Raw genomic sequence first — 6,148 nt, 5'->3', positions numbered from 1 at the left:
AAAATAAATAAAGGTGATTTTCTTGCAATAGTAGGACCAAATGGGGCAGGTAAATCTACATTGTTAAAAGTAATATTAGGATTACTTCCGCTTCAAAATGGTGAAATTTTTATCGACGGAAAATCATATAAAAAGAATACACAATCAGCTTTAAAAATAAGCTATGTATCTCAAAAAGCAAATGCTTTTAGAGCAGGCTTTCCAGCAAGCGTAAGAGAAGTCGTATTAAGCGGGCTTACTAAGACAAAAAAGCTGTTTCAACGCTTTAATAAAGAAGATGAAAAATTAGTAGAAGACGTCTTAAGTAGATTAAACATTCATCATCTAATTGATAAAAATATCGCAGAGCTATCTGGAGGACAACAACAACGAATTTTAATCGCTCGTGCTTTAATATCTAATCCATCTGTGTTAATCCTCGATGAACCTACAAATGGTATAGATGCGAAACATGTCAGCGAATTCTATGAAACACTAGAACGCTTAAAACAAGAAGGCATTACAATTATACTTGTAACCCATGATATTGGCGTTGTAGCTGACACAGCTACTAAAGTAGCTTGTCTTAACAAACATCTACATTTTCATGGCTCAACTGAAGAATTTAAATCCCTTGATGAAGTTGAAATTTCTAAAATTTATGGTCATCCCGTAAAATTTGTTGATCATCAACACAATAGAACATGCTGTGAAGCATAATATAAGATTACAAGGAGTTAATTATGAATAAATTAAATAAAACTAAATACGGTGATTTCCATGATTGAAGCCTTATTAAATTTTGATTTTATGCGTTATTCACTAATAAGTGGTATTCTTATTGGTTTTATTGCGCCATTAATAGGCGCCTTTATTGTTGTTAGACGTTTATCCCTAATTGCAGACGCTCTAAGCCATGTGACTTTAGGCGGTATTTCATTTGGAATGTTTGTTCTAACATTATCTCCCGCATTAGCATTTATTAACCCAATGTGGTTTGGTATTCTTTTTGCTATCGTTGGAGCGCTATTAATTGAAAAATTAAGAACCTCTTATACTAATTATCAAGAAATAGCAATTCCAATTATTATGAGTGCTGGTATTGCATTAAGTGCAATATTCATATCATTAGCTGATGGTTTTAACCAAGAGATTGTAGGACTATTATTTGGTTCTATAAGTGCGGTGAATTTGAGTGATTTAATTACAATCTCTGTGATTTCAATCATCGTCGTCCTATTCATTATTTTATTCTACAAAGAGTTATTTATTTTATCTTTTGATGAAGAATATAGTAAAGTAATCAATATCCCTAAATGGATACAATTTCTATTTATAGTCATTGTCGCTATGGTTATCTCAGCTTCTATGAGAGTAGTAGGGATTTTACTAGTGAGTGCTTTGATCACACTCCCAATAGCAATTGCTATGCGAATAACTAAAGGCTTTAAACAATTAATCATTTTAAGTATTATTATCGGTGAAAGTTCAGTGATTTTAGGATTAATTCTTGCTTTCTATATGAATATTTCACCAGGTGGTGTTATCGTAGTCCTATTAGTTCTATTATTAGGAATTACGATGTTATATCAAAGATCTACTTTTAGATTTAAAAAGGGGCATTAAAGTATGAATACAAATGATGCAATAAAAATTTTAAAAAATAATGGTTTAAAATATACGAAGAAACGTGAAGATATGATTAATATATTTGTTCAAGAAGATAAATATATTAATGCTAAACACATTCAACAACAATTAGATAAAGATTATCCTGGTATTTCTTTCGATACTATATATAGAAACTTACATCTATTTAAAGACTTAAATATCATCGAAAGTACTGAATTAGACGGAGAAATGAAATTTAGAATTGCTTGCACAAATCATCATCACCATCATTTTATCTGTGAAAATTGTGGCGATACTAAAGTAATTGATTATTGTCCAATTGACGAAATCAAACAGTTCTTGCCAAACGTAGACATCCATACACATAAACTGGAAGTATATGGCATATGTGAAACATGTCATCACAAAGGCATTAATTAACTTATAACCTATCTAGCGAATAAACTAATAAGCTAGATAGGTTTTTTCTAAATATATAGGTCATTAGTCTGAATTATTAAGGAATTTTTAAAATTTAAGCCTTATTATGTTTAAAATCTAACTTTATGAGTTATAGTAATAAAGTAACAAGATAATAAGTAAACAATATATATAAATTAAGCAAAAGGTTTGTTGCTTAGTAAATTGCTTGTTATTATTAATGTAACGAAATTTTAGGAGGATGATTATTTATGGCTTTTGAATTACCAAATTTACCATATGCAGCAGATGCATTAGAACCACACATTGATAAAGAAACTATGGAAATCCACCATGACAAACATCACAATACTTATGTGACAAAATTAAACTCTGCAGTTGAGGGTACTGACTTAGAATCTAAATCTATCGAAGAAATCGTTGCTAATTTAGATAGCGTACCTGAAGATATTCAAACAGCTGTACGTAATAATGGCGGTGGACACTTAAACCACTCATTATTCTGGGAATTATTAACTCCTAATTCTGAAGAAAAAGGTACTGTAGTTGATAAAATTAAAGAACAATGGGGTTCTTTAGATGAATTCAAAAAAGAATTCGCTGACAAAGCTGCAGCACGTTTCGGTTCAGGTTGGGCATGGTTAGTAGTAAATAACGGTCAATTAGAAATCGTTACTACTCCAAACCAAGATAACCCATTAACAGAAGGTAAAACACCTATCCTTGGTTTAGATGTTTGGGAACATGCTTACTACTTAAAATATCAAAATAAACGTCCAGATTACATCAGTGCTTTCTGGAACGTAGTTAACTGGGAAAAAGTAGACGAATTATATAACGCTGCTAAATAAGTTAATAAATAAACGTTTATTTCGGTGGTCTCTTTGATAGAGACCACTATTTTTTTGATATAATAATGGTAATATATATAAAATTCATATATCATTTATAGGTAAACATGTTTAATAATTGAGGTAGGTTATCTTGCTTAAAAGGTTAAAAGAAAAAACAAATGATGAGAAAATAAAATATACAATGAATAAGCGTATCAATTTTATTTTCGGTGCAATCGTATTAATATTTGCAATTATTGTATTACGGTTAGGGTATTTACAAATTGCTCAAGGCTCTCATTATAAGCAGTTAGTCAAAAACGATGAAAATATTACTGTGAACGAGTCAGTTCCGAGAGGTAGAATACTTGATAGAAATGGTAAAGTCCTAGTTGATAATGCTTCAAAACTAGCAATTACATACACGCGTTCAAGAAAAACGAGTCAACAAGATATGTTAGATACAGCTGAAAAGCTTTCTAAATTGATAACAATGAAGACGAATAAAATAACTGAACGTGATAAACAAGATTTTTGGATTCAAAAACATCCAGAACAAGTAGAACATATGATGACAAAAGAGCAATCCATGCTTAATGATGGAAGTATTAGCCAAGACCAGTACGACAAACAACTGTATTCTAAAATTGGCGATAAACAATTAAATTCTCTAAGTAAAAAGGATTTACAAGTCTTAGCAATTTATAGAGAAATGTCAGCAGGTTCAACGCTAGATCCAGAAACAATTAAAAACGAAGATGTCAGTGAAAAAGAATATGCAGCTGTATCACAACAATTAGATAAACTTCCTGGTGTAAATACTTCAATGGATTGGGATCGTCGTTATCCGTATGGCGATACGCTTCGCAGTATATTTGGTAGTGTATCAACCCCAGCTGAAGGTATTCCTAAAGAATTAACTGAACAATATTTAGCTAAAGGTTACTCAAGAAATGATAGAGTAGGTAAATCGTATCTAGAATATCAATATGAAGATATATTACGTGGTAAAAAGAAAGAAATGAAATATACTACTGATAAATCTGGTAAAGTCATTAATTCAGAAGTGATTAATAAAGGGTCACGAGGCGATGATTTACAATTAACTATTGATATCGATTTACAGAAAAAGGTTGAATCACTATTAGAAAACGAAATTAAAACATTACGTAGTCAAGGTGCTACTAATATGGATAATGCGCTTATAGTAGTTCAAAACCCTAAAAATGGTGATATCCTAGCAATGGCAGGAAAACAAATCAGTAAAGATGGTAAATTAACGGATTACGATTTAGGTAACTTCACAGGTCAATTTGCTGTTGGTTCTTCTGTCAAAGGTGGCACATTATTAACTGGCTACCAAAATAAAGCAATTAAAGTTGGCGAAGAAATGATTGATGAACCATTACATTTCCGCGGTGGCTTAACAAAACGATCTTACTTTAACCAAAATGGTAAGGTTAGAATTAATGATGAAGAAGCGTTAATGCATTCATCTAACGTATATATGTTTAAAACTGCTTTAAAATTAGCAGGAGACCCATACTATAACGGTATGAATTTACCAACAGATATCAAAGAGGCTGGTCAAAAATTAAGAAAAGGATTAAATCAAGTAGGTTTAGGTGTTAAAACAGGCATTGATTTACCAAATGAAACGATTGGACAAATTGAACCATTAACGAATAATCCTGGAAACTATCTTGATTTATCTATTGGTCAATATGATACTTATACACCACTTCAATTATCACAATACGTCTCAACCATTGCTAATAATGGCTACAGAATTCAACCTCATATAGGATTAGCTGTTCACAACGCGACGAATAGTGATGATGTTGGACCAGTAAAAGAGAAAATAAAAGGAAATGTATTAAATAAAGTCAATAATTCACAAGATGAAATTGATGAAGTGAAAAAAGGATTTGAAATGGCCTTTAATAAAGTAGATGGTACGGGTTATGCTAGCTTCCATAAAACAGAAGTGCCATCTGCAGGTAAAACAGGGACAGCCGAAGTATTCCAAAACGGTGAATCTCGTGTTAACTCAACTTATATAGGTTATGCACCAATTAAAAACCCTAAATTAGCTTTTTCAATTGTATATACTAACCAACCAGTTCCACCCCCATGGTTAAACGGGGGAGACTTAGGTCGCGACGTGATTAATTATTATTTTAAAAATGAAAAATAATCTTTAATTACACATTATTAGAATTGATAGGCGTTACTAAAATTAATACTTTTCAATTTTTATTCTAAGTGGTATGATAATAAAGTCGTATTTAGAAAAGGTAAGGAGGAATTAACATGCGCGTAAACGTAACATTAGCTTGTACTGAATGTGGTGACAGAAACTACATTTCAACTAAAAATAAAAGAAACAATCCAGAACGTATTGAAATGAAAAAATATTGTTCACGTGATAACAAACACACTTTACACCGTGAAACAAAATAATAAAACGATTGATTAGGCTGAAATTATTTTCAGCCTAATTTTTTTATATTAAAGTCTTCTATATGCAATGGTAGATGTTTGATTATAGACCTTTTTCCATTGCATCTAAATGACATCATCTTTTAATAACGTTATAATATATTTAGTATATAAAGGTGGTGTAAGGGAATGAATAAGAAGACTATCCGCAAAGATATTCTTTCAAAAATGAAGGCGTTTGATTCTTCTAACAAAGAAGATGCTGATAATTGGTTGAAAGAACACTTACTGAATCATGAGTGGTACAAAAATGCTCATCGTATCGGTATGGTACTTTCAATGCCTCATGAAGTAGATACATATAAAATCATCCAAACTGCATTAAATGACAATAAAAAAGTATTTGTTCCTAATACTAATTACAAAACGCGTGAAATGAATTTTAAGGAAATTATCGACTTAGATTCTATTGTAGAAGATGAAAAAGGTATTAATTCAGTGAAGGGTGATACTGAAATTACAGATGAATTAGACTTAATCATAGTGCCAGGAGTAGCTTTCCGTGATGATGGCTATAGAATTGGCTATGGTGGAGGCTACTTTGATCGATTTCTTAGCAAATCTAACGCAAATACGATTAGTTTGATTTATGATTTTCAACTGACAGATTTTGAAATTGAAAATCACGATCAACCTGTTAGTGAATTAATTATTTATAAAACTTGATGGTGGAGAAATTAATGGATAATGAGAAACAATTTTGGAAATCAATATATTATTGGATTCGTTATTTTGACTATCATCTAATAAATATTGAAAAAAATGAAAATGAGGTATGGCTT

At 31.0% G+C, this 6,148-nt stretch carries 7 protein-coding genes; all 7 read left to right on the top strand.

What is annotated here, in order from left to right; translation table 11 throughout:
• A partial coding sequence (locus CD127_RS11315; RefSeq protein WP_103366786.1) for a metal ABC transporter ATP-binding protein occupies positions 1 to 699 on the top strand: 699 nt, incomplete at its 5' end.
• 60 nt (positions 700 to 759) lie between these two features.
• Positions 760 to 1,605, top strand: coding sequence for a metal ABC transporter permease (locus tag CD127_RS11310; RefSeq protein ID WP_103298684.1), 846 nt, complete (start codon positions 760 to 762; stop codon positions 1,603 to 1,605).
• A 3-nt stretch (positions 1,606 to 1,608) separates the two neighbouring features.
• Positions 1,609 to 2,031: a Fur family transcriptional regulator gene (locus tag CD127_RS11305; protein WP_103329720.1), complete on the top strand. Its 423-nt coding sequence runs from the start codon at positions 1,609 to 1,611 to the stop codon at positions 2,029 to 2,031.
• A 251-nt stretch (positions 2,032 to 2,282) separates the two neighbouring features.
• Positions 2,283 to 2,882 carry a superoxide dismutase gene (locus CD127_RS11300; RefSeq protein ID WP_103298554.1) on the top strand — a complete coding sequence of 200 codons (600 nt, stop codon included), beginning with the start codon at positions 2,283 to 2,285 and terminating at the stop codon, positions 2,880 to 2,882.
• A 133-nt stretch (positions 2,883 to 3,015) separates the two neighbouring features.
• Positions 3,016 to 5,061 carry a peptidoglycan D,D-transpeptidase FtsI family protein gene (locus CD127_RS11295; protein ID WP_103366785.1) on the top strand — a complete coding sequence of 682 codons (2,046 nt, stop codon included), beginning with the start codon at positions 3,016 to 3,018 and terminating at the stop codon, positions 5,059 to 5,061.
• Positions 5,062 to 5,177: 116 nt separating this feature from the next.
• Positions 5,178 to 5,327 (top strand): 50S ribosomal protein L33, encoded by a 150-nt coding sequence (gene rpmG / locus CD127_RS11290; protein ID WP_103298552.1) that lies wholly within the window; start codon positions 5,178 to 5,180, stop codon positions 5,325 to 5,327.
• Positions 5,328 to 5,495: 168 nt separating this feature from the next.
• Positions 5,496 to 6,032 carry a 5-formyltetrahydrofolate cyclo-ligase gene (locus CD127_RS11285; RefSeq protein WP_103366784.1) on the top strand — a complete coding sequence of 179 codons (537 nt, stop codon included), beginning with the start codon at positions 5,496 to 5,498 and terminating at the stop codon, positions 6,030 to 6,032.
• The last annotated feature ends 116 nt before the right edge of the window (positions 6,033 to 6,148 follow it).

Source organism: Staphylococcus petrasii, assembly GCF_002902565.1.
Taxonomy (GTDB): domain Bacteria; phylum Bacillota; class Bacilli; order Staphylococcales; family Staphylococcaceae; genus Staphylococcus; species Staphylococcus petrasii.
The sequence above is the reverse complement of the archived record's forward strand: the minus strand, read 5'-3'. Positions and strand labels throughout refer to the sequence as shown.

What these genes read in the sequence shown, in the direction of transcription:
- CD127_RS11310 (WP_103298684.1), top strand. Translation starts at nt 760, where the DNA reads ATGATTGAAGCCTTATTAAATTTTGATTTTATGCGTTATTCACTAATA.
- CD127_RS11305 (WP_103329720.1), top strand. Translation starts at nt 1,609, where the DNA reads ATGAATACAAATGATGCAATAAAAATTTTAAAAAATAATGGTTTAAAA.
- CD127_RS11300 (WP_103298554.1), top strand. Translation starts at nt 2,283, where the DNA reads ATGGCTTTTGAATTACCAAATTTACCATATGCAGCAGATGCATTAGAA.
- CD127_RS11285 (WP_103366784.1), top strand. Translation starts at nt 5,496, where the DNA reads ATGAATAAGAAGACTATCCGCAAAGATATTCTTTCAAAAATGAAGGCG.
- rpmG (WP_103298552.1), top strand. Translation starts at nt 5,178, where the DNA reads ATGCGCGTAAACGTAACATTAGCTTGTACTGAATGTGGTGACAGAAAC.